The sequence below is a fragment of the Neptuniibacter pectenicola genome (assembly GCF_001597735.1).
Lineage (GTDB): Bacteria > Pseudomonadota > Gammaproteobacteria > Pseudomonadales > Balneatricaceae > Neptuniibacter > Neptuniibacter pectenicola.
On record NZ_LUTS01000005.1, the window covers coordinates 244521 to 264508 of the forward strand.

The 19988-nt window shown below is 47.1% G+C and carries 24 protein-coding genes; 7 read left to right on the plus strand and 17 right to left on the minus strand.

The window, feature by feature from the left end; all coding sequences use genetic code 11:
- The first annotated feature begins 4 nt into the window (after positions 1–4).
- The 5 genes from dapF to A3773_RS08950 all read left to right on the plus strand — a co-directional run bounded on the left by dapF (position 5) and on the right by A3773_RS08950 (position 4014).
- A complete protein-coding gene (dapF, locus tag A3773_RS08930; RefSeq protein ID WP_067985161.1) occupies positions 5–847 on the plus strand; it encodes a diaminopimelate epimerase in 843 nt (280 codons plus the stop codon).
- Positions 844–1527 (plus strand): DUF484 family protein, encoded by a 684-nt coding sequence (locus tag A3773_RS08935; RefSeq protein ID WP_067985163.1) that lies wholly within the window; start codon positions 844–846, stop codon positions 1525–1527. Before dapF ends, A3773_RS08935 begins: the two co-directional genes overlap by 4 nt.
- Before the next feature lie 31 nt (positions 1528–1558).
- On the plus strand, positions 1559–2458 hold the full coding sequence (gene xerC / locus A3773_RS08940) for a tyrosine recombinase XerC (protein ID WP_067985165.1): 900 nt from the start codon (positions 1559–1561) through the stop codon (positions 2456–2458).
- Positions 2455–3174, plus strand: coding sequence for an HAD family hydrolase (locus A3773_RS08945; RefSeq protein ID WP_067985167.1), 720 nt, complete (start codon positions 2455–2457; stop codon positions 3172–3174). Before xerC ends, A3773_RS08945 begins: the two co-directional genes overlap by 4 nt.
- 216 nt (positions 3175–3390) lie before the next feature.
- Complete coding sequence (locus A3773_RS08950; RefSeq protein ID WP_082800586.1) at positions 3391–4014, plus strand: hypothetical protein; 624 nt, start codon at positions 3391–3393, stop codon at positions 4012–4014.
- Positions 4015–4204: 190 nt separating this feature from the next.
- Here A3773_RS08950 and hemW read toward each other — a convergent pair whose 3' ends face one another.
- From hemW to A3773_RS08990, 9 genes are all read right to left on the minus strand, one after another.
- Positions 4205–5341, minus strand: coding sequence for a radical SAM family heme chaperone HemW (hemW, locus tag A3773_RS08955; RefSeq protein ID WP_067985170.1), 1137 nt, complete (start codon positions 5339–5341; stop codon positions 4205–4207).
- Between the two features lie 27 nt (positions 5342–5368).
- Positions 5369–5980, minus strand: coding sequence for an XTP/dITP diphosphatase (locus tag A3773_RS08960; protein ID WP_067985171.1), 612 nt, complete (start codon positions 5978–5980; stop codon positions 5369–5371).
- A gap of 95 nt (positions 5981–6075) precedes the next feature.
- Positions 6076–6525, minus strand: coding sequence for a DUF4426 domain-containing protein (locus A3773_RS08965; RefSeq protein WP_067985173.1), 450 nt, complete (start codon positions 6523–6525; stop codon positions 6076–6078).
- A gap of 12 nt (positions 6526–6537) precedes the next feature.
- Positions 6538–7128 (minus strand): methionine biosynthesis protein MetW, encoded by a 591-nt coding sequence (gene metW, locus A3773_RS08970; RefSeq protein ID WP_067985175.1) that lies wholly within the window; start codon positions 7126–7128, stop codon positions 6538–6540.
- Entirely contained in the window at positions 7128–8297 is a 1170-nt protein-coding gene (gene metX, locus A3773_RS08975) for a homoserine O-succinyltransferase MetX (RefSeq protein WP_067985177.1), read from the minus strand. Before metX ends, metW begins: the two co-directional genes overlap by 1 nt.
- A 143-nt stretch (positions 8298–8440) precedes the next feature.
- Entirely contained in the window at positions 8441–8737 is a 297-nt protein-coding gene (locus A3773_RS17570) for a DUF167 family protein (protein WP_075109519.1), read from the minus strand.
- The gene (locus tag A3773_RS08980) at positions 8733–9278 is read right to left on the minus strand and encodes a YggT family protein (protein ID WP_067985179.1); all 546 of its coding nucleotides are present in this window, start codon (positions 9276–9278) and stop codon (positions 8733–8735) included. The genes A3773_RS17570 and A3773_RS08980 overlap by 5 nt, the downstream gene beginning before the upstream one ends.
- Positions 9279–9385: 107 nt before the next feature.
- Positions 9386–10213, minus strand: a complete 828-nt coding sequence (gene proC / locus A3773_RS08985; RefSeq protein ID WP_156473481.1) for a pyrroline-5-carboxylate reductase — start codon at positions 10211–10213, stop codon at positions 9386–9388.
- A gap of 34 nt (positions 10214–10247) precedes the next feature.
- Positions 10248–10946 carry a YggS family pyridoxal phosphate-dependent enzyme gene (locus A3773_RS08990; RefSeq protein ID WP_067985182.1) on the minus strand — a complete coding sequence of 233 codons (699 nt, stop codon included), beginning with the start codon at positions 10944–10946 and terminating at the stop codon, positions 10248–10250.
- An 86-nt stretch (positions 10947–11032) separates the two neighbouring features.
- Between A3773_RS08990 and A3773_RS08995 the strand changes: the two genes are divergently transcribed.
- Together A3773_RS08995 and A3773_RS09000 are read left to right on the plus strand one after the other, a co-directional pair.
- Positions 11033–12067: a type IV pilus twitching motility protein PilT gene (locus A3773_RS08995; protein WP_067985184.1), complete on the plus strand. Its 1035-nt coding sequence runs from the start codon at positions 11033–11035 to the stop codon at positions 12065–12067.
- Positions 12068–12100: 33 nt separating this feature from the next.
- Positions 12101–13264 carry a PilT/PilU family type 4a pilus ATPase gene (locus tag A3773_RS09000; RefSeq protein WP_067985186.1) on the plus strand — a complete coding sequence of 388 codons (1164 nt, stop codon included), beginning with the start codon at positions 12101–12103 and terminating at the stop codon, positions 13262–13264.
- A 69-nt stretch (positions 13265–13333) separates the two neighbouring features.
- Here A3773_RS09000 and A3773_RS09005 read toward each other — a convergent pair whose 3' ends face one another.
- The 8 genes from A3773_RS09005 to A3773_RS09040 form a co-directional block, all read right to left on the minus strand.
- Positions 13334–14611, minus strand: a complete 1278-nt coding sequence (locus A3773_RS09005; protein WP_067985188.1) for a dihydroorotase — start codon at positions 14609–14611, stop codon at positions 13334–13336.
- 5 nt (positions 14612–14616) lie between these two features.
- Positions 14617–15621: an aspartate carbamoyltransferase catalytic subunit gene (locus A3773_RS09010; RefSeq protein ID WP_067985260.1), complete on the minus strand. Its 1005-nt coding sequence runs from the start codon at positions 15619–15621 to the stop codon at positions 14617–14619.
- A 9-nt stretch (positions 15622–15630) separates the two neighbouring features.
- Positions 15631–16146: a bifunctional pyr operon transcriptional regulator/uracil phosphoribosyltransferase PyrR gene (gene pyrR / locus A3773_RS09015; protein ID WP_067985190.1), complete on the minus strand. Its 516-nt coding sequence runs from the start codon at positions 16144–16146 to the stop codon at positions 15631–15633.
- A complete protein-coding gene (ruvX, locus tag A3773_RS09020; protein ID WP_067985192.1) occupies positions 16127–16603 on the minus strand; it encodes a Holliday junction resolvase RuvX in 477 nt (158 codons plus the stop codon). The genes pyrR and ruvX overlap by 20 nt, the downstream gene beginning before the upstream one ends.
- Before the next feature lie 96 nt (positions 16604–16699).
- Positions 16700–17233, minus strand: a complete 534-nt coding sequence (locus tag A3773_RS09025) for a YqgE/AlgH family protein (RefSeq protein WP_231902176.1) — start codon at positions 17231–17233, stop codon at positions 16700–16702.
- 36 nt (positions 17234–17269) lie between these two features.
- Entirely contained in the window at positions 17270–18217 is a 948-nt protein-coding gene (locus A3773_RS09030) for an energy transducer TonB (protein WP_067985194.1), read from the minus strand.
- A gap of 30 nt (positions 18218–18247) precedes the next feature.
- Positions 18248–19195, minus strand: a complete 948-nt coding sequence (gene gshB / locus A3773_RS09035) for a glutathione synthase (protein WP_067985195.1) — start codon at positions 19193–19195, stop codon at positions 18248–18250.
- A 51-nt stretch (positions 19196–19246) separates the two neighbouring features.
- Positions 19247–19975, minus strand: coding sequence for a 16S rRNA (uracil(1498)-N(3))-methyltransferase (locus tag A3773_RS09040; protein WP_067985198.1), 729 nt, complete (start codon positions 19973–19975; stop codon positions 19247–19249).
- Positions 19976–19988: the final 13 nt, after the last annotated feature.

Here is a 19988-nt window from a genome sequence, read left to right on the forward strand (position 1 = left end):
ACCTATGTTAGTTCGTTTCACTAAAATGCATGGATTAGGTAATGACTTTATGGTGCTGGATCTTGTGACCCAGCGCATTAAAGTGACCCCTAAACTTGTAAAAAAACTGGGTGATCGGCACTTAGGCGTTGGTTTCGATCAGCTGCTTATTGTTGAGCCTCCGACAGAGCCTGATGTGGATTTTTGTTACCGTATTTTTAACCAAGATGGTTCTGAGGTTGAAAACTGCGGTAATGGCGCACGCTGCTTTGCTAAATTTGTGCGTGATAAACGTTTAACGGGTAAAACGAACATTACCGTGCAAACGGCTAATGGTCGGGCGCAACTAAAAGTGCATCCGGATAAAAAAGTAGAAGTGGATATGGGGGCGCCAGTTCTTCGACCCGCTGACATTCCATTTGTAGCTAACCAGCAAGCGGTTACCTACGCAGTTGATCTTAATGTTAACGGTGAAACAAAGACGGTTGAGTTGAGCGCTATCTCTATGGGTAATCCCCATGGGGTGTTGCTGGTTGATGACACTGAATCGGCGCCAGTCGAAACATTGGGGCCGCTATTGGAAACTCATCCGCAGTTTCCCGCAAAAGCGAATATTGGTTTTATGCAAGTGATTAACCGTCATGAGGTTAATTTGCGTGTGTTTGAACGGGGTGTTGGTGAAACGCAGGCCTGTGGAACAGGGGCCTGTGCCGCAGTTGTCGCCGGTGCCTTGCGTGGTAAGCTGGATATGCCAGTGACTGTGCATTTACCGGGAGGTGACTTGCAGGTTGAATGGCGAGGGGAAGGGCAGCCCGTTATTATGACTGGGCCTGCTACAACGGTTTTTGAAGGACAGGTTTTTATATGAGTGATCAATTCAAACAGCTGACAGAGGCGCAGGTCGCTGAGTTTTTACAGCAGCATCCGGATTTTTTTACCCGTAATGCTAAACTGCTTGAAAAGCTACATGTTCCCCATGAAACGGGACGCGCGGTTTCTTTAGTCGAGCGTCAAACCTCCGTGCTACGTGAGAAAAACCAGAATCTGACATCACATCTTTCAGATCTTATCGACATTGCTCGCCATAATGATGTTCAGTTTGAAAAAACTAAACGGATGGTATTGGCGCTACTCGAAGCTGAGACCCTAGATGATATAGCTGTTGCTATTGATGAAAGCCTTTGTCAGGACTTTTCGAGTGATATCACATCGTTAATCCTCTTTACGCACAAGCCGTTAGATGTAAATAACTTACGCTTAATGAACCGAGAAGATGCGGATGTTATTAGTAGTCTGATGGCAACTAATCTACCAAGTTGTGGGCGTTTAAGTGAAGCTGAAAATACCTTCATTTTTGCGGATGAGGCGATCAAAGTACAATCCGCTGCCGTTGTGCCTTTGGTTCAAGGTGAAACGTTAGGTTTGTTATCGGTTGGTAGTTTTGACCCTAACTACTTTACCAGCAGCCAAGGCACGGTTTTGTTGAGCTATGTCGGTGAAGTATTAAGCCGTGTTGCTTACCGGGTTATGCGCCAACAGGAACATTAAACGTTTAAATAAGTGGAATGGAGATGATAGTTTGAAGGAAGCTCAGCTTGAGCAGTTTTTGCACTATCTCTCTACTGAAAAGCAACTGTCTCATCACACGTTGGATAACTATGCGCGCGATCTTGCAAAGTTTAGTGACGTTATTGATGAACAGGGTCTCTCTCAGTGGGCTGATGTAGAAGCCAAACACGTTCGCCAATTTGTGGCTAAAATTCATCGACAGGGGCTATCCGGTGTCAGTATTCAGCGGGCGCTGTCTGCTGTGCGTAGCTTCTATCGTTTTCTGGCCCGAGAACGCCTTGTTGAACAAAATCCCGCGCTTGCCGTTCAGGCACCTAAGTCCTCCCGTAAACTGCCGAGTACGCTTGATGCGGATCAAATGGTCCAGTTATTAGATATTCCTATTATTGATGCAGTGTCTGCTAGGGATGCGGCAATTATGGAGCTGATCTACTCGTCAGGCTTACGTATCTCAGAATTAGTCAGCTTGGATATGCATAGCATCGACTTAGCTGATCACAGTTTAAGAGTGACGGGTAAAGGCAGTAAAATGCGTATGTTGCCCATTGGCGGTAAAGCGATCACGGCGATTGATCGCTGGCTGGATTATCGACATGAGCTGGCCGATTATAGCGAGAGTGCGCTCTTTGTTAGCAAGCGGGGTAGCCGTATCTCGGTTAGGGCGGTGCAGCAGCGTATGGATTACTGGGGTAAACGACTAGGGGTGCAGGGTAAAGTTCATCCTCATCGCTTGAGACATAGTTTTGCGAGCCACATGTTGGAATCAAGTGGGGATCTGCGTGCGGTGCAAGAGCTACTAGGGCATGAAGATATCTCGACGACCCAGATCTATACCCATTTAGATTTTCAGCATTTAATGCAGGTTTATGAGGGTGCGCACCCTCGGGCGCATAAAAAGGCAAAGAAATGATTAGATGTATCACCTTTGATTTAGATGACACCTTGTGGGCTGTTGACCCAGTTATCCGTCAAGCCAACCAAACGATGTTTGACTGGCTCGCTCAACATGCACCTGCGTTTACCCGCTGTTATCAGCTTAAAGATTTAGCTGCATTAAGAAGTGCTGCCCTGTTAAGAGAACCCGAGATTGAGCACAGTGTGACAAAGATCCGAATTGCTCAACTTCGGCTAGGTTTAGAGAAAGCAGGTTATTCGAAAGACGATGTCAAAGTATTAACGGAACAAGCTTTTGATGTTTTTTTACATGCTCGTCAGCAAGTCAGCTTTTTTGAACACGCACGTGAGATGTTGCTGACGTTAAAGCAGCAAGGTTACATGCTAGGCGCGTTAAGTAATGGTAACGCGGATATTCACAAGGTTGGTTTATCAGATGTGATGGACTTTCAATTTAAAGCTGATGATGTGGGTGCGATGAAGCCTCATCCGCTTATGTTTAAGCAGATGTTAGTCCATACACGCCTGCGCCCTGAGCAGGTGATACATATCGGTGATAACCCTCAGCATGATGTTGAAGGGGCCGCCGCCGCAGGCTTATGGACTATCTGGGTTAATCTAAAAGGGGGGACTGGTAATCCTCGTGCTAGCAAAGAAGTAAATTGCTTGAGTGAGATCGTAGAAAAAGTGGCGGAGATTAAAGCGTCGGCCGTGACTCAGGTCGTTTTGTAAGTCCCCATTCTAAATGAATGTAAACGTGCCTCCCGCCACTGCTAACTTATTTTTATGTCAGTTTGTTTACTTTTCGGTGAACAGTTCATTAATTTTTTTGTCTTAATAGCGGCATTTCTATAAGATATGCCCCGCTTTAGTGCGTCAGCGCGTTGCTAAGCTCATACCTGCAATAGGGCGGCGCTTTTAACTCTTTGAATAAAATGGATTATTATAATGCAGTCATTTGCAATGCTGATGGTGCGCTCTCTACTTTATTTGTTGTTTATTGTGGGTGTGACACATATTTTTGCCATGGAAGGTTACTCTCAGCTGACGAACAGTGATTACGGTGAGCATTCGGCCACGGAGCAAATGCACAACGTTTTTGCGTTTATAAGCTGTGTGGTGTTCTTTATTACAGCAAAATTAAGCCAGTCGCTTAGACCCGCAGTTGTTATCGTGGGGACATTGGTTGGCTTGATGCTGATCCGAGAATTCGATGCGTTTTTGGATGATAACTTTTTTGATGGTGCTTGGCAGGTGTTGGTTTATAGCGCTATAGCGGTGTCGACCTTGTACTTGTTTAAACAACCCTATCCGGTCAAAGCTTCTCTGGTTGAGTATTCCCGTTCATCTAGTGCCGGTATTTTCCTGAGTGGTATTTTGGTTGTTTTGGTCTTCTCCCGGTTGTTTGGTAGAGGCTCCTTTTGGGAGGCGGTTATGGGTGATGGCTATGTGCGAGTGGTAAAGAATATAGCGGAAGAGGGAACTGAGTTAATTGGTTATGCTTTATTGGTTATCGCCGCTGTTGAATTCTTATGGCAAGTGGTTAGCAAAAAAAGAGCGGATAAGGTTTAACAAAGACTAAATAAATGGATATAAAAAAGCGTGGTATGCCACGCTTTTTTATGCAATGTGACTATTTATACAACGCGTAAATCTAACGTGTCTAATCTATTTCTCTATCGTGGTTTACGTCTTTCAATATTATCTAGACGCTGGATGTTTGTATCAGACCAGAGGGTACTGCTAGTTAAGGTTATGGGGCTTAAAGAAATATCTCTAACAGGTTGTTTAAGAACAAACGACCTTGTTGTGTGGGTACTAAACGGTCACTTGACGCGCTCAGCAGCCCTTTCTTTATCGCGCTGTCGAGCAGTGGTGAGAGTGTGGTCAGTGGGATGCCTGTACGTTCAGAAAATAACTGTTTAGGTACCCCTTTATGTAGGCGCAACGCGTTCAGCATAAACTCAAATGCGAGCGCCTCTTGTGCAATGCGCTCATGCCCCATGAGTCGACTGCTGTGCTGCATATAGGCTTTTGGCTGTTTTTGTTTCCAACGCCGAATAATCTGCTGTTCGTTTAATAAAGTAACTTTGCCATGTGCGCCTGCCCCGATGCCAATGTAATCACCGAAGGTCCAGTAATTTAGGTTATGTTGGGATGGGGTGTTTCCTTTAGTGTAAGCGGATATCTCATACTGTTCGAACCCTGCATGCTGGATTTTCTGGAGCCCTTTCTCTTGAATCGACCATAAGGTTTCGTCGACCGGAAGTTGAGGCGGTTTGGCATAGAATTCGGTGTTGGGTTCAATGGTCAGTTGGTACCAGGAGAGGTGGTCGGGCTGAAGATCAATGGCTTGCTGGAGGTCAGCTAAGGCGTCCTCTTCCGTTTGGTTAGGTAGGCCGTGCATGAGGTCTAAATTAAGCTTAGGAAAGTGTTCGCGGGCTAATGAGGCTGCGTTGATCGCTTCGTCAGCACAATGGATGCGTCCTAGGGCTTTTAGCTGTAGATCATTAAAACTTTGAATGCCGATGGAGAGGCGATTGATGCCCGCTTCACGGTAGCCAATGAACTTGTTTTTCTCAAAGGTACCCGGATTGGCCTCTAGGGTGATTTCGGCGGTTGCATGAATGGGAATGATTGTGTGGATTTCTTGTAGTAGGTGTTTGTAGCTGTCGGCACTAAATAAACTAGGCGTTCCCCCCCCGATAAAAATACTTTGTATCTCACGCCCTTGAGCAAAATGGCGCTCCTCACTTAGATCCTCTAGTAGGGTTTTAATATAATCCGCTTCCGGTAGCGGTGCTCGCTGGGCATGCGAATTAAAATCACAATAGGGACACTTCTGCACACACCAAGGCACGTGTATATAAAGTGAGAGTGGCGGCAGTTGTAGGCTCATGAGGGGTGGGGCGCTCAGTTAAATAGGTTATTTAATAGCGATTAAATAGGGTGCTATAGATTGCTTGAGTAGCGCTACCGCTTGTCCGCGATGACTCACTTTGTTTTTCTCTGTAGGACTAAGTTGGGCGGCTGCGCTATTTAATTCAGGCAGCCAAAACAGAGGGTCATACCCAAAACCTTGTTCGCCGCATGCTTCTTCGAGAATGATACCGTCCCATGTTCCTTGGCAAATCAGTGGGGTCGGGTCGTTTGCATGGCGCATAAAGGCTAATACACAGCGGAAACGTGCAGTACGTTGCTCTGCCGCTAGACCATTTAGCTTTTCTAATAACAGCGCATTGTTTTTTGCATCACTGGCATTCGCCCCGGAAAAACGTGCGGAATAGATGCCTGGTGCACCGTCGAGGGCATCAACTTCAAGGCCTGAATCATCTGCAAGAGCGGGCAAGCCTGTTATCTGTGCAGCATGGCGTGCTTTTAAAATTGCGTTTTCAACAAAGCTAAGGCCGGTTTCGTCCGCATCGGGCACATTAAACTGGGATTGAGGAATAATCTCAACATTAAGTTCGCTTAGGGCGCGGTTAAACTCGTTTAGTTTGCCTTTATTGCCACTGGCTAAAACAATTTTTTTGACCATGTTGTTGCCTTTTTCTTATCTAGCGCTGTCAATGATTAGGGGCTTATACAAAAAGGTGCGCATGATATGCGCACCTTGTATTCATGTTGATAGGGTTAGTCTTCGTAAAAGCGTTGTTCAAACTCAACCTTGAAGGCCGGTTGGTTTGGGTCGGGTTGTACATCTAAGGCTAAACGAAAGACTTGGCTGTTGGTAAAGCCAAAATGGGCTAAATAATAGATCGCGCTACCTTCATCTATTTTTTTAAAGGCCAGTGTCTGCTGCTGTTCTGCAAGGTTCGCTGCGGTGCCTGAGACGATTGCTGGAACAGCGACTTTTTTATCACCTTCGACTTTAAGGACTGAAACGTTGATCAGTGCTCTACGTTTACTTCGTGAGATCCCAATGTTTTTAGCGACATCAGGCTGTATAAAGGTGCTGTTAAATGCGTTGTAATGTATCTCATAATTGCCATGGGATACGTATTGGTCTGCAAGTAGCGGCGGGCTGATTAAAGCGATCAGAGGCAATAGTGTTGCCATCGCCCATTTAGCGAGTTGATTCATAATTTTCCTCACTTATTTTGTGATTCTATAAATAGCAATTTCACCCAACATATTGGGCCATAAATGGATCCACCAGCGATGTTGGTGTTCGTTATCTACAACCGTTCTATCCATAATATATATGTTACGTTCCACACAAAGGCGCTCAAAATCCTTAAAGGTACAGAAGTGAGTATTGGGTGTGTTATACCAAGTATAGGGTAGGAACTTAGAGACGGGCATCTGACCGCGGAAGGCAAGGTAGCCCCGTGCCCGCCAATGGCCAAAGTTTGGAAATGTAACAATGCACTCTTTGCCTATACGCAGCATCTCATCAATAATTTCGTCGGGCCGCATCATGATCTGGATCGCTTGTGTCATGATGACGGTGTCAAAGGTGTTATCTTTGATTGAGGCGAGACCTTCCTCAATATCTTTTTCAATAACGTTGACGCCCTTAGCGATACATTCAGTGATGTTTTCTGGGCCAATCTCTAAGCCGTAACCGGATGCTTGTTTCTCTTTATGTAGGTAGTGGAGAAGTTCGCCATCGCCGCAGCATAAGTCGAGTACACGCTTGCCGGGTTCAACCCACTCTTTAATTAAGTCTAAATCAGCGCGCATTAGAAAGCCCCTTTGCTGGTCATACTGTCTGTGTCAGCTTCGATCCGTTGCATATAAGCATTGAACACATCGAGATAGCGAGGAATAGGGATGAGGAACGCATCATGGCCTTGGGCAGCCTCGATCTCTGCATAACTAACCTGTTTATCCGCATCGACTAACGCATCGACAATCTCGCGTGAGCGTTCCGGAGAGAAACGCCAGTCCGTGGTAAAGGAAATTACCATGAACTTAGCTTTTGCTTTTGCGAGCACCTCTGATAGGGGTTTCCCCTCGAGGGCGGTTGGATCAAAGTAATCCAACGCTTTGGTCATCAGCAGATAGGTGTTGGCGTCAAACTCAGTGGAGAAACGCTCCCCTTGGTAACGTAAGTAGGATTCTACTTCAAACTGCGGGGTGAAATCGTAGCTGATCTGGCCTGATCTGAGTTCGCGGCCAAATTTACTGCGCATGCCATCATCGGAAAGGTACGTGATATGTCCCAACATACGGGCAAGCATCAAGCCGACTTTAGGCACTTCGTTTTGTGCATAGTAATGGCCGTCATGAAACTGAGGGTCTTTACTGATCGCTTGGCGCGCGACTTCGTTAAACGCAATGTTTTGCGCCGATAGTTTTGGTGCGGCGGCAATGACCATGCAATGACGAAGACGGTCTGGGTAATTGATAGACCATTGCAGGGCCTGCATACCGCCTAAGCTACCGCCGATCACCGCAGCAAACTGCTCTATGCCAAAATGATCCGCAAGACGCGCTTGGCTCTCTACCCAGTCATCGACTGTAATAATAGGAAAGTCAGGGCCGTAAGGTTTACCCGTTTCAGGGTTGAGCTGATTAGGGCCGCTAGAACCGTGACAGCCGCCGAGGTTATTTAACCCTATAACGAAAAACTTAGTGGTATCGATTGCTTTCCCGGGGCCGATTGCGGAGTCCCACCAGCCGGGCTTTTTATCATCAAGGCTGTGATACCCCGCCACATGATGGTTTCCTGACAGGGCATGACAGATCAAAATAGCGTTAGACGCGTCGGCGTTTAGCTCCCCATAGGTCTCGACCATTAAGTGGTAGCTTTCAAGTACGCGCCCGCAACTTAGTTGAAGGGGTTTATTGAATTCAATTTTTTGTGGTTGGACGATTCCAACAGAATCTTCTGGAATAACAGCTGGCATTTCTCAATTCGACTCTTTAAATACTATCTAAAAACAAGGTGAAATAGCGATGCGCTTGAGCTCATCTGTTTGTTCAAGTCGAGCGTCACATCTCATAAAAGATGAGCAGGTGATTGAGAGGAATATAGGATAGTGCAGCCACGTTATTGGATCTCAATATTCAGTTGTTCAGGAATTTTCTTTGGTTGAACTATTTTAACGCGTTTTTGGCGCGCAAGCTCACCTTTGATGACGCTTACTGCATTCTTAGCCACCCCAAACTGTTTGGCAAGAAATTTAATTAGGTGAGCGTTGGCTTTTCCGTCGACCGGCGGCGCGGTAATACGGATTTTTAGACTCTCACCATACAGGTCGCAAAACTCATCTTTGCTGGCTTTAGGTTGTAAGTGGCAGTTGAGTAGTAGATCCCCCGACTGCCATTGATACCAATGCGTATTAATAGAGCAATCTACCCAGTTGTGATTGTAACAGTTGGATGATGATAAAAATCAAAATCGGCGACAGATCTAAACCTCCAATAGGCGGAATGACTCTGCGGGCCAAGGCGAATACAGGCTCAGTTAACTGTTGAATGAGCTGAGGCCCAGGGTGATAGCTACCCGGTGCCACCCAGCTGATGACTACAGAGGCTAAAACGGCCCAAAAATAGATATTGAGGATGGCATCAAGCACCCCAACTAAGGCGAAAACCGATAATTGGAGGATGTTAGGCATAGAAATGCCTGAGACCAGTACAAGTAACACAACGACCGCCATCTTGACGGCCACAGCATAGAGTAGGGCTGATGGATCGATTTTGCCTATACGTGGAACAATGCGACCCATGGCGACAATAGGCACATTGGTTAACTTGGCGATCGCCTGTGAAATCGGATTGTAGTAGTCAGCATGGGATACCTGTAACAGAAAGCGAAGTACAACGATAAATGCGTACATTTCGCCTAGTGTTCGGATAATCAAAATGATTGGATCCTGTGCCATAATAATTCCTGTATGACTAAATTGGGTTAAAGAGAGCAGTATCTTGCTACTCTCTAGAGTATAGAAGCTTGTCTCATTGAGTTGAACTTTATATTACATTTCGTTTTTTAATCTTTGCCTAGCTCATCAGCGAGCTCAACGGAGCGATCGTTACAGGCTTGCATCGCTGTATCAAACAGGTCAGGTAATCCGCCCTCAATAAAACGCAAAATTGCTTGCTCGGTTGTGCCTTTGGGTGAGGTGACTCGGCGCCGAAGCTCTGCTGGGTCTACATCGCTACTTGCGGCCATTTTTGCCGCGCCTAAGGCGGTTTGTAATGTCAGTTGTGTCGCGGTGTCTTCGGACAGGCCTAATTTCTTGCCGGCCTCAATCATCGACTCCATGACAAGGAAGTAATAGGCAGGGCCTGAGCCAGAAACGGCAGTGACGGCATCCAGTTGTGATTCCTGTTCAACCCAAATGGCGATCCCTGTGGCTTGCATCACCGTTTCGGCTTGTAGACGCTGCTCCGCTGACACTTGAGGGTTAGCATAGAGACCGCTGGCACCGGTTTGAACAAGGGCTGGCGTATTTGGCATGCACCGAACAATTGCGATATTGCCTCCCAGCCATTGGTCAATGCTGGAACTCATGATGCCGGCAGCGATCGAAACAATGAGTGGTTTATGGGTTTGGGTGCTTTCCGCGATACCTTGCGCAACGGACTTTAGGACTTGGGGTTTAACGGCGAGTACAACAAGGTCGGCCGATGCCACTGCCAGATTGTTATCTGATGTGGTGTGTAGTCCTTGCGCAGCCAAATCGGCCAAGCGTGACAGGTCGGGTTCACTGGCCCAAATGTGATCTGCAGGATAGCCGTTGCTGATTAATCCACCAATAATAGCGCGGGCCATATTGCCTGCACCGATAAATGCGAGAACGGGGTGTGAAGTCACAGTTGATTCCTTACTCATATGTTTTAGGGGCCATTTACTGTTTCGGTTGTGTGGGCCGCTGGCCAAAAATAGCAGTGCCTATTCTAACGATGGTAGCGCCTTCTGCAATGGCTGCATCCATATCACCTGACATCCCCATTGATAATGTATCAAGTTGAGGGTAAGTCGCCTGCAATTCAAGCTGTAAGGCTTTCATCTTAGCAAAAGCGACGTGTTGTTCGTGTGCATCATGGGTTGCTTTAGGTATAGCCATTAAACCTCGCAGACAGAGGTTGGGTAATTGATTGATCTCAGCGGCTAGTGAGGCTAACGCATCGGGTAAACAGCCTGACTTACTCTCTTCTTCGCTAATATTGACCTGTATACAGACATTAAGCGGAGGGAGCGAGTCGGGACGTTGGTTAGATAAACGTTGTGCGACTTTAAAGCGGTCGACGGTATGGACCCAAGTAAAGTGTTCGGCGATGGGTTTTGTTTTATTGGATTGAATTGGGCCGATAAAATGCCAGCAGATGTCGAGATCGTTTAAATCTGCTATTTTGTCGAGGCCCTCTTGTAGGTAATTTTCGCCAAAGTCTCGTTGCCCGCAGAGATAGGCGTCCCTAAGGTCTTTTGATGGACGGGTTTTACTCACAGCAAGCAGAGTGATTTCACTGGCTGCTCGTTGGGCACTTTGAGCGTTAAGAGCGAGTTTTTGGCGAACCTGGATTAGATTCTCTGCTATTCTTGACATATATTTGTGACCTAAGCGATTGGATTGCACGTGGCTTTCTGCTAGAACTAACATAAATAAAAGCAGCACCGGTTTACAGGAACGTTATGGATATTACCGAACTTTTATCATTTACCGTACAACAAGGCGCGTCCGATCTACATATTTCTGCTGGAATGCCTCCCATTATTCGTGTTGACGGCGAGGTTCGCCGCATTAAGCTTCCCTCGTTAGATCATAAACAGGTACATACCCTGATTTATGACATTATGAACGACAAGCAGCGTAAAGAGTATGAGGATACGCTCGAAACCGATTTCTCGTTTGAAGTGCCCGGTCTAGCTCGTTTTCGTGTGAACGCGTTTAACCATAATCGTGGTGCCGGCGCTGTTTTCCGTACGATCCCTAGCAAAGTACTTACCTTAGACGATTTAGATATGGGGAAAGTGTTCAGGGACCTATCTGACCTGCCACGAGGACTTGTATTGGTAACGGGGCCTACAGGGTCAGGTAAAAGTACAACCCTTGCGGCGATGATTGATTATGTCAATGATACCCGCGCTGATCATATTCTTACGATTGAAGATCCAATCGAGTTTGTACACGAAAGTAAGAAATGTCTGGTGAATCAGCGAGAAGTGCATCGAGATACGCATAGCTTCTCTAATGCATTACGCTCAGCGTTACGTGAAGACCCTGATATTATTTTGGTTGGTGAGATGCGTGACTTGGAAACTATTCGTCTTGCATTAACTGCGGCGGAAACCGGGCATCTGGTGTTTGGAACCTTGCATACCACGTCTGCGGCTAAAACCATCGACCGTGTCATTGATGTTTTTCCTGCGGCGGAGAAAGATATGGTGCGTTCTATGTTATCGGAGTCGCTCATGGGCGTTATATCTCAAACCCTATTGAAAAAACCGAAAGGTGGCCGTGTTGCGGCACATGAGATCATGATTGGTACCCCAGCCATTCGTAACTTAATTCGTGAAGCTAAAGTGGCGCAGATGTATTCAGCGATACAAACGGGTGCCTCTTTCGGTATGAAGACGTTGGATCAATCTCTGCAAGAATTGGTTCAAAAAGGTATGATATCCCGAGAAACGGCCCGAGAACGTGCAGCAAATCCGCAGCAGTTTTAAGTACGTGGCTTAGCTGGAGTTTAGGAGAAGAGCGTGGATTTTACGCAATTACTGAAAGTAATGGTAGAAAGGGATGCTTCGGATCTCTTCGTGACGGCGGGCGCACGTCCAACGATTAAAGTCGATGGTACGTTAAAGCCGTTAACTAAAGATACGCTAAAGCCGTCTCAGGCGCGGGCGTTAGTCTATAGTACGATGAACGACAAACAGCTGGCTGAGTTTGAAGGGTCGCATGAGTGTAATTTTGCGATCAGTGCTCCGGGTTTAGGTCGTTTTCGTGTATCAGCGTTTTTTCAACGCAACTCTGCCGGTATGGTGCTCAGGAAGATCAATAATCATATCCCTAGCTTAGAAGAGTTAAATCTACCGCCAATCTTGCGTGATTTAGCGATGACTAAGCGCGGTTTGATTCTGTTTGTGGGTGGGACATCGACAGGTAAATCCACCTCATTGGCTTCGATGATTGACTACCGTAATACCAACCACCGTGGACATATCATTACTATTGAAGACCCGATCGAATATATCCATGAACATAAGCAAAGTATTATTACGCAACGTGAAGTGGGTATAGATACGGAGTCTTTTGATACCGCGTTAAAAAACACGTTACGTCAGGCACCCGATGTTATTTTGATGGGTGAGATTCGTACCCGTGAAACGATGCAGCACGGTATTGTGTTTGCGGAAACTGGCCATTTAACCTTAGCCACCTTGCACGCAAACAATGCTAACCAAGCATTGGATCGTGTGATTAGTTTTTTCCCCGCCGAACACCATGATCAGTTGTGGATGGACCTTTCGCTTAACCTTAAAGCGATTATTGCGCAGCAACTACTGCCAACTAAAGATGGTAAAGGGCGTCGTGCTGCCATTGAAGTGCTGATTAATACCCCTTTAATTCAAGATCTGATCCGTAAAGGTGAGGTGCATGAGATTAAAGAGATAGTGAAAAAATCTACCAATTTGGGAATGCAGACGTTTGATCAGGCGCTCTTCGCGCTCTACAAAGATGGTGAGATTACTTATGACGTGGCTTTGGCCCATGCTGACTCGCCTAATGATCTTCGCTTGATGATTAAACTTAATGCGGATACCAACCCAGGTTTAACGGCAGATGATTCTCAGGCTTTCCATCTTCAGGAAGAGGAGGATTATCTCCATAATGAGGGTGAAGCGAATGTGCGTGGGATGTAATCTTTGATTACTGCTTTAACGTAAAAAGCCGGAGTTTTACTCCGGCTTTTTTACGGGGCATTTAACGCGTTAGGTTGCTGAATAAACAATGTGGCCTTGATGTAAGGTGTTGGTTACTCGCCCCTTAAGTGGGTGCCCCATAAACGGCGTATTTTTGCCTCGGGAGTGGCTGCTCTCAGGCGTCAGTGTCCATTCCTCTTCTGGATCAAAAATACAGATATCGGCTGTACGCCCTACGGCTAAATTACCTTCGTCCAAACCTAAAATAGTGGCGGGTGCTAAGGTGAGTTTCTCAATGAGCTGGGGTAGATCCAGCATCTCTTGATCAACCAGCCATAAGGATAAAGATAGGAGCGTTTCAAGCCCGATCATGCCGGGTTCTGTATCTGCAAAAGGCGCTTCTTTCGCCGCGCTTTCATGGGGCTGGTGGTCGGAACAGATCGCTTGAATGGTTCCGCCTAATAATCCCTGAATTAGGCCCGCTCTGTCGAGCTGGCTACGCAGTGGGGGGATGAGGTGGAAGTTGTTATTGAAGCCATTAACGTTTTCATCGGTGAGCAATAAGTTCTGGATCGATACATCGGCTGTAACCGGTAGGCCCCGCTCTTGGGCTTCTGTAATCATGCGTACCGAACGCTCACAGGAGAGCTGACCAAAGTGTGCCCTTACGCCGGTCTGTTCTGTCAGGAGCAGACCGCGTGCGACTTCGACGGTTTCTGCGGACTCTGGAATGCCATTAAGGCCTAAACGTGTGCAGGTGCTGTCATCATGCATGCAGCCCCCTTGTGCTAATGAGGCGTCTTGGGCTTGAAATATCACCAGTAGATCATGCGTCGCAGCATACTCTAAGCAGCGTGTCAGTACTAAGGAGTTGGCCACTGCTTGGCGGCTATTGGTGAACGCGATACAGCCTGATGATGCGAGTGCATGCATCGGTGCTAGTTGCTCGCCTTCCAGTGCCTTTGTTAACGCGCCCATGGGGTGAATGGTTATCTTCCCCGCTTCTATGCAGCGATCTTTGATGAGCTTGGCTACTGCTGGGCTATCGACAATCGGGCTCGTGGTTGGGGGCGTCACCATCGTGGTGATACCACCTGCAACGGCGGCCATCGATTCTGTTCGGATTGACCCTTTTTGAGCAGGCCCTGGTTCGCGTGCGTGGGCGCACATATCGATAAGACCTGGGCACACGATTTTGTTGCTGGCATCAATGACTTGGTCGACGATAAAATTATCAGGAGCGCTGCCGACACTGGCGATACGGCCATTAGATATAAAGAGGTCCGTGAGACTGTCGATCTGGTTGGCTGGATCGATAAGTCGTCCGCCTTTAATGTGAATATTCATAAACCTTACACCTCCGTCCCATTAAGATCAGAACGGCTTTTTGTTTGTCCGCTCATGGCCATCGACATCACCGCCATTCTCACTGCAATACCATTGGTGACTTGATCGAGTATTAACGAACGATCACAGTCCGCGACGGATGAGGCGATTTCTACGCCCCTATTGATGGGGCCTGGGTGCATAACAACCGCATCCGGTTTAGCTAGGGCAAGCTTGTCCATGGTGAGGCCGTAGAGTTTGTAAAATTCACTTTCGCTTGGTAACAGTGCGCTATTCATGCGCTCTTTTTGCAGGCGTAACATCATCACAACATCGACATCTTTGATCCCTTGCTGCATGTCGGTGTAGACTTTGACGCCCAGACTCTCGATATGGCGGGGTAATAAGGTGTTGGGGGCGATCACGCGGATATCCTCAACGCCTAATGTGCGCAATGCATGGATCTGTGAACGAGCGACGCGGGAATGTAGAATGTCACCGACAATCGCCACGGATAAGGGAGCAAAAGCCCCTTTGGCTTGGCGAATGGTCAGCATATCGAGCATCGCTTGTGTAGGGTGTGCGTGACGACCATCCCCCGCGTTAATCACGGCTACGTCAGGTGTCACATGCTCGGCGATAAAGTGTGCGGCACCACTACTGGAGTGGCGAACAACAAACATATCTGAATGCATCGCATGTAGGGTCATTAACGTATCTTTTAATGTTTCCCCTTTGGAGGTGGATGACGTGCTGATATTTAGGTTCAGCACATCCGCCGATAGGCGTTTAGCCGCGAGTTCAAAGGTCGAGAGTGTGCGTGTACTCGCTTCAAAGAATAGGTTTACGACGGTTTTACCGCGCAAAAGAGGGACTTTTTTGACCTGTTTTGCGCCGAGATCTACAAAAGAGTCGGCGGTATCTAGTATCTCCGTTAACATCTCACGAGAGAGGTGTTCTGTGGTGATAAAGTGTTTTAACTCGCCATCTTTAGTGAGTTGAACCTGACTAGGATCCGTGTGTTCAAGCATGATGTTCACTCAGTCTTTTGATCTGTTGCGGATCTCCAGAGCAAGAGGCTCTGGACCGGTAAGTTTTACTATTTGATCTGGATTAATCACTAAATTTCCACCGATGATATCGGCTTGTATCGGAAGTTCGCGTTGTTGCAGGTCAAGTAAGGTAATAAGGGTTACGGATGCGGGGCGTCCGTAATCGAAGAGCTCATTAAGTGCCGCCCTAATGGTTCTACCACTCATAATGACATCATCCACTAATAGAATGTGCCGTCCCTCTGTCGTGCAGGGTAAGTTGGAAGGTTGAACTTTAGGGTTTAAACCCGCCTGGTCAAAATCATCCCGATGAAATGAGATATCTAAGGTGCCTAGAGGGCTCTGAATGTTTAAATCGGTATGCAGTTTTTCGGCTAACCATGCGCCCCCTGTATGTATGCCGATCATTAGGGGATCGGGCCGATTACCTTGTGCGAGCAGGCTGCTAAGGTCCTGCTTCATTTTGTCCAGTAATGCCAAGGCATTAAGCGTGTTTGAGATCATATACATCTTCCAAACGAGTATGGCTGGGGATGCGGATATCGCAATTGAACCAGCTTTCGAGAATAAGTTGAGCAGCGATGCCATCGACCGATTCTTTTTTAAAATTGTCGCTACCGCCGGCGGCAAAATGTATCGCTTTCGCCTCAGCTGTTGAAAGTCGCTCATCCATTAGAAAACAGGGGACTTTGTACCGTTCATGTAAGCGGTTAGCAAATTTCCTAGCGCGGTAAGCCATATCGCTGATTGTCCCGTCATAATTCAGAGGGATGCCTATTATAAGGGCATCGGGGGTCCATTCAGAAATTATTTTTGCTAATTGATCCCAGTTGGGAATGCCGTCTCGCGCCGCAATAGGTTCGAGAGGTGTCGCTGTGCCTGTAATCGATTGGCCCGCTGCGATGCCTATGCGTAAAGTGCCAAAGTCAAAGGCCAATGCCTGTTTAACGGTATTGCTCATTTAGGGTTTAAACCTTAAAACGGGTGGCGAAAAATAGCGCGTTTGATCGGGGCCTTGTTTACGCATGCCCAGAGTGGGCTGATAGCAGACCAAGATCTACACCCAAAACGGATGCTGCTGCCTGCAATCGCTCTTCTGCAGGCGTGCCAAGAGTATATCTGAATTTGCTGGACAGCTTAACCATACATTATCAATCATCTCCTCTTCTAGTTGGTTCGGCCCCCAGCTCGCGCACCCAAGGGCCACTAAGTAATCATGAGAGAAATGACCTTCCGCGGCTGCTTCTATGGCATCAATGGAGGTGCTGAGGTAGATGTCGTCAGCAATAAGGTGGCTTGATGTCCAAGCTAAAGGGTTATCGGATTGGTGTAAGACATAACCCCGGTCGCTATGAAGGGGGCCTCCGCTGTAGACCGCTTTTTGTTGGTTGTCGGGGGAGGTGCAGGGTAGGTTTAGGTGATCACATAGCTCAATAAGCGTTAAGCCTACGGGGCGGTTAACGACGAGCCCCATTGCGCCATATTCACTATGGTCGCAAATATAGGTAACAGTTTGGGTAAAATTTAGATCATCTAAGTGGGGCATTGAAATTAAAAAATGATTGCGTAAACAGTAGCATGAAGAGGTCATAAAAGGATGCTCATATTGAATGCACTGTATTAAGGCTTAGTATACGTAGGCTTTTTTCTCAAATTTCCAGGTGCGAATTATCTCAAGAAGATCGGTGTTTTTTCGCATCTCTACCGGAAAGGGTTGGAAAGGCGCCGCTAAACGTACAATACGGATCGCCGCATCATCTAAAATGGGTTGGCCGGAGGATTCAAGGACTTCAATGCTTTTGACTGCACCGTCAGGCTTGATCGCGACTAATAAGCGCAAGCTACCATACATTTTGTTACGCCTGGCCTCTTCGGGGTAGTGTAGATTACCAATGTTCTCTATTTTCTTACGCCAGTTTTCTAAATAGAGGGCATCTTCTCTTTTCTTGGTCGAGGCTGAGGTTAAGCGTCTCACCTTTGGCTGTTTTGCCATCAGCTTACGATGGTTGTCGATCTCCGCTTGCAGACTTGCTATCTCTAAGCTTCGAGCGAGCAGGGAGGTTGAGCCTGTTGGGGTGGCGGGGGCCGGTTGCTGCGCTTTGGGTTTTTGTGCTTTTTTTGCAATTTTTTGTGGCTTTGGCTGAGTCGTAGTGACCACTTTTTGCTTCACTTTACTGCTATGTAACGGCTCAATTTGCTCTTTTGGGGCGGTTACTTTTTCGTTGGGTACGGCAGGGGTGTCGGTATTTGTTTTTGATAGTGCCGCCTGTTGAGCGGCCTGCGGTTTAGCTTCAGTGGCTTGGAAATCCGCTTTTTGGTTAATGGTTGGCAGCTGTTTTTCAGGCTGTTGCCCACTGCCGGTCTGATTGGCTTGGGCGATGAAATCTACGTCTTTTGGTGCTTCTTTCTGTTGATATTGAGCTAACGTGATCTCGATGGTTTTTTGTGGTGGTGTGTGTTTTTCTGCGCTAAAGCTGATGCCGATGATGGCAACGGCATGGATCGCGGTGGCAAAGAAAAGAGTGAAACCAAAACGTTCAATAACGGAAGCGGTTTGTGTCGCAGTGGTATTCACTCTCTAAGTAGCCCTATCTTTGATTAAAAATTATTGTAACTTGCTCTCAATGGCATCCATTAATTGCATTCCAATATCGAGGCCGTATTGGTTATCGATCTCTCGAATACAGGTTGGGCTGGTGACATTTATCTCTGTTAAATAATCACCAATTACATCTAACCCTACAAATAATAATCCCTTTTCCTTCAAAGTTGGAGCTATTTGCTTACAGATCCAGTATTCCCGCTCGGTCAGCTCCCTACCTTCGCCACGGCCGCCAGCGGCTAAATTACCGCGCGTTTCGCCGTTGGTTGGAATACGTGCGAGGCCATAAGGAACCGGCTCGCCATCGATCATGAGGATGCGTTTATCTCCGGCTACAATCTCAGGGATATATTTCTGTGCCATGATAGTCTGTTTGCCGTGATCTGTAAGTGTTTCGATGATCACCCCTAAGTTAAGTCCGTCTTCTTTGATGCGATAGATTTGAGATCCACCCATACCATCAAGGGGTTTGAATATGACATCGCCGTGTGTTTTATGGAAAGCGCGTAAGAGCTCATCGTGTTTGCTGACTAAAACAGGTGGGCAGCATTCTGGGAAGTGGGTGGCAAACAGTTTCTCATTATAGTCGCGCAGGCTCTGCGGTTTATTAACAATTAGGGTGCCTTCCTTCTCTGCCTGTTCAAGTAGGTATGTGGTGTAGATGAACTCGTTATCAAACGGGGGGTCTTTGCGCATTAAAATAACATCTAGATCCGACAGATCTCGCGTTTGATAATCGTCACGTGTAAACCAGTCGTTTTCATCCATGGCGACAGAGAGAGGGGCCATTTTAGCTTGGGCTTTACCATTCATGGAAAACAGGTGGTGCTGCTCCATGTACCATAGTTCCCAGCCTTTCTGCTGTGCAGCCCAAAGCATTGCTAATGAGCTGTCTTTTTTGAAAGTGATGTGGTCAATAGGATCCATCACTATACCAAGCTTAATTGCCATTTTTATCAATCCTATTCAATTACCTGTTTGCAGGTAAGGCTAAGGGGGCTGTTAACTTACATCGCCCCAAAGGTAATTTAAAAGTGTGAGCGCGGCGATAGGTGCCGTTTCTGTACGCATGACTCTAGGGCCTAACGTTAGGGGTTTGAACCCATAACTTACCGCGAGTTCAACTTCATCTTCAGTTAGCCCTCCTTCAGGACCAATCAGTAGTGCCACAGAGTGAGGAGGGTTCATCTCTTGCAGAGGTTGCTCGCTGTGGTGATGTAGCACGAGTTTAAGGCCTGCGTCTTGTTGCGCTAGCCATTGCTCTAGCTGACTCGGCATGTCTATCTCGGGAGGTATTGCACGTCCTGATTGTTCACAGGCGCTGACAGCAATTTGATGCCAGTGGCTTATGCGTTTGGCTTGCCGTTCCTTGGGAAGTTTGACTTCGCAGCGCTCGGAAAAAAGAGGTGAGATCTTTTTTACGCCCATCTCGGTGCTTTTTTGAACGGCATAATCCATGCGCTCACCGCGTGAGATGCATTGCCCGATGTTTACCGTTAAAGGGCTTTCTGTGCGCACCGTTAATAAGGTTTCTATACGGGCGCTCACCGTACGTTTTTCAACCTGTGTGAGTAGCGTTTTGTATTCAAATCCATCGCCGTTAAATAGAGTGATGTAGTCGCCGGGCTTCATGCGTAGGGCTCTGGAGACGTGTTGTACGACATCATCGCTGAGCTGAATGTCGTTACCCTCGGTCAGTGTTTGAGGGTCGTAAAATCTAGGTATTCTCATAGCGGTGTATTAT

Bases quoted from the DNA above. Each gene is read 5' to 3' on its own strand.
- dapF (WP_067985161.1), top strand. From the start codon at position 5: ATGTTAGTTCGTTTCACTAAAATGCATGGATTAGGTAATGACTTTATG.
- A3773_RS08935 (WP_067985163.1), top strand. From the start codon at position 844: ATGAGTGATCAATTCAAACAGCTGACAGAGGCGCAGGTCGCTGAGTTT.
- A3773_RS08945 (WP_067985167.1), top strand. From the start codon at position 2,455: ATGATTAGATGTATCACCTTTGATTTAGATGACACCTTGTGGGCTGTT.
- A3773_RS08950 (WP_082800586.1), top strand. From the start codon at position 3,391: ATGCAGTCATTTGCAATGCTGATGGTGCGCTCTCTACTTTATTTGTTG.
- hemW (WP_067985170.1), bottom strand. From the start codon at position 5,341: ATGAGCCTACAACTGCCGCCACTCTCACTTTATATACACGTGCCTTGG.
- A3773_RS08960 (WP_067985171.1), bottom strand. From the start codon at position 5,980: ATGGTCAAAAAAATTGTTTTAGCCAGTGGCAATAAAGGCAAACTAAAC.
- A3773_RS08965 (WP_067985173.1), bottom strand. From the start codon at position 6,525: ATGAATCAACTCGCTAAATGGGCGATGGCAACACTATTGCCTCTGATC.
- metW (WP_067985175.1), bottom strand. From the start codon at position 7,128: ATGCGCGCTGATTTAGACTTAATTAAAGAGTGGGTTGAACCCGGCAAG.
- metX (WP_067985177.1), bottom strand. From the start codon at position 8,297: ATGCCAGCTGTTATTCCAGAAGATTCTGTTGGAATCGTCCAACCACAA.
- A3773_RS08980 (WP_067985179.1), bottom strand. From the start codon at position 9,278: ATGGCACAGGATCCAATCATTTTGATTATCCGAACACTAGGCGAAATG.
- A3773_RS08990 (WP_067985182.1), bottom strand. From the start codon at position 10,946: ATGTCAAGAATAGCAGAGAATCTAATCCAGGTTCGCCAAAAACTCGCT.
- A3773_RS08995 (WP_067985184.1), top strand. From the start codon at position 11,033: ATGGATATTACCGAACTTTTATCATTTACCGTACAACAAGGCGCGTCC.
- A3773_RS09005 (WP_067985188.1), bottom strand. From the start codon at position 14,611: ATGAATATTCACATTAAAGGCGGACGACTTATCGATCCAGCCAACCAG.
- A3773_RS09010 (WP_067985260.1), bottom strand. From the start codon at position 15,621: ATGCTTGAACACACGGATCCTAGTCAGGTTCAACTCACTAAAGATGGC.
- pyrR (WP_067985190.1), bottom strand. From the start codon at position 16,146: ATGATCTCAAACACGCTTAATGCCTTGGCATTACTGGACAAAATGAAG.
- ruvX (WP_067985192.1), bottom strand. From the start codon at position 16,603: ATGAGCAATACCGTTAAACAGGCATTGGCCTTTGACTTTGGCACTTTA.
- A3773_RS09025 (WP_231902176.1), bottom strand. From the start codon at position 17,233: ATGACCTCTTCATGCTACTGTTTACGCAATCATTTTTTAATTTCAATG.
- gshB (WP_067985195.1), bottom strand. From the start codon at position 19,195: ATGGCAATTAAGCTTGGTATAGTGATGGATCCTATTGACCACATCACT.
- A3773_RS09040 (WP_067985198.1), bottom strand. From the start codon at position 19,975: ATGAGAATACCTAGATTTTACGACCCTCAAACACTGACCGAGGGTAAC.